We start from the raw sequence: 2,176 nt of genomic DNA on the forward strand, positions 1-2,176 counted from the left end.
TTGTATAACACGTGAACCACTGAAATCATTGGGCTAAAGGGCTGTTTTTCGTCAGTTTGTATGACAGCGTGCAGTCCATTTGTCATACACGGCAGCCCTTGCACCGTATGGCTTTAAGTCGTTTGCAACCAGTTGCGTGGTGTGTGAACAAATAATCAGCCATCGGCACGATAAGAAATCCTATAATTTTTTGATGGCTGATTTTATTTCCAAGCTGGCTATTCGCAGTAAGCCCCTCGCTAGTCAAATAACTTGCCTTGACCGTTTTTTTTGACGTAAGCGATCATGTAATCGCGTACTAGCTGACTTGCTGTACGGTTGTTGTCCTTAGCTATGCGCTTGAACGCCTCAACTAAGTCTTTATCGGCTCTGCAAGTGAACGTGCTGTCATTATTTTTGCTTGTTTTTGCTGTCATAACCTACCCCTTTTCGATGCTTATTAGTGCATTATATTTACATTGTTAGTGCATTGCAACGGCTAAACTAGTAAAAACTTAAAAATCTACTGCCAAAAAGTGAACAACGCTCACAGCCGCCACAGCAGGCTTAAAAAATGGTTGCAGCTAGTAGGGTAGCGGAAGGGTCAATTAGAGCGCAATAAGGCGGCAATTTAAGCCAAATAAGCGGCATATGACCATAGGTTTGTGGACAAGGTTACGGAACGGTAGCACATTAGGCTAGGAATTAGAGTCACGGCAATCGACTGCTGTCGATTGAAAAAGACTGATGAATTTTTGATGATTTTGAGCTACGGCGAAACAGCGCAAAAATTGATTAGCTGAGCTTAACGACAACCATCAAAAACCCCTACGGGCTATTACCTGATTATGGTATGTCCCTTTTTTACTTTTTTTTCGCCCGTAAGCCCCACCGTGTAAGGGTCTTAGTAGTTACGCCTAATTCTTTAGAAATAACCGTCTTTTTAACGCCGTTTTGGTACATTTCTAGGGCTTGTTTTTGTTTGTCGGTGTTATCACCCCATCGCTTAGTTACTCGTGCTCTCTGACGCTCTGAGAACGCCCTGTGGCTTGCTGTGAAGTCCTTTCGTGTGCAATATCGGGCAATGCTGCGGACAATGTGCTTTAGCTCATTTGGGTAAAGCGGCACATCAAAACGCTGATTATACGCCTCTGCAATAGGGGTTAAAATTCTCTCTAGCTCTTTGTAACTATGGTCTTGCGCCATTGGATAGGCTTGGTGTCTGACATAGTTAAACACGTTCACATTACGCCCATAGCCTTCATCATTGGCTGGCTCTTGCTGTTGGTATGGTTCTAGCTCTAAGTATTCGGTAAGTTCTGCTAGAGTATAAGACGGCTTAGCCCCTGTAATATATACCTCGTGCAAGTTGTGACAAGGGTTTTTAATCAGGTTGCCGCTATAGCCTTTGTCTGCTCCAAGTGCTAGGCGTAGCGCTTTTTGTACACTGGCTAGGTACTCTACTGGCTTAGTGCTTGCTTTACGCCACTTATCCACTGGTTTTGTTAGCCTGTAGGCGTAGTGAGCGTGTCCGTTTTCAGGGTTTTTGATGATAATTTGCGGTGGTGGTAAGTCGTTATCATGGAAGACAAATAGGGCTTGTGGGTCGTCAATGTCAAAGACAAGCCATTTGATAATCTCGGGGTGATTGGGTTGTATGTAGGCGTGTTTTATGGCGTGTGACTTGGTGCGAACATGACTGAAACCCTTGTCATTAGTACAATAGGGCTTAGTTGCTAAGTCTGCGTAGAATTGAGCTAGAGTGCTGACGTTCTGCCAGTCGGTCGGGTCTATTTGTTTGATTGCGTACACTATAAAATTTCAGTTCTGTATTGCAGCGCTAGTGACCCACTGAATACAAAAAAGCCTTGTTTTAGTGTGTATAACCGCCTAAAATACCCTTACGTTTCGTGGTTTTTAGGTGGTTATACACTAAAAATTACATTAAGCCCTGATAGCTTCCAACTATCGGGGCTTACTCGTTTCTAGCGTTTGAGTTTACGCTTATCTTCGCCAAATTGTAAAGGTCGAGCGGTGATCGTAGGCATCGTTTCGCCTACGGATCACCGCTGACCCAACAACCGCTAGGGCGTTAGTTTTTAGGTCAAAATAAAATCGGTTTGTATAACACGTGAACCACTGAAATCATTGGGCTAAAGGGCTGTTTTTCGTCAGTTTGTATGACAGCGTGCAGTCC

General features: G+C 43.9%; 2 protein-coding genes. Both read right to left on the reverse strand.

All coding sequences use genetic code 11. The features are described from left to right. Nucleotides 1-239: 239 nt before the first annotated feature. Nucleotides 240-416: a hypothetical protein gene (locus tag ACZ2XM_RS15360; RefSeq protein ID WP_443521432.1), complete on the reverse strand. Its 177-nt coding sequence runs from the start codon at nt 414-416 to the stop codon at nt 240-242. Between the two features lie 427 nt (nt 417-843). Continuing rightward, entirely contained in the window at nt 844-1,791 is a 948-nt protein-coding gene (locus tag ACZ2XM_RS15365; RefSeq protein WP_490589842.1) for a replication initiation protein, read from the reverse strand. Nucleotides 1,792-2,176 lie beyond the last annotated feature (385 nt).

The organism is Psychrobacter sp. CoH-33_TS_01 (assembly GCF_058189395.1).

Excerpts from the sequence above, each read along its gene's own strand:
- ACZ2XM_RS15360 (WP_443521432.1), bottom strand. The coding sequence starts at position 416 with ATGACAGCAAAAACAAGCAAAAATAATGACAGCACGTTCACTTGCAGA.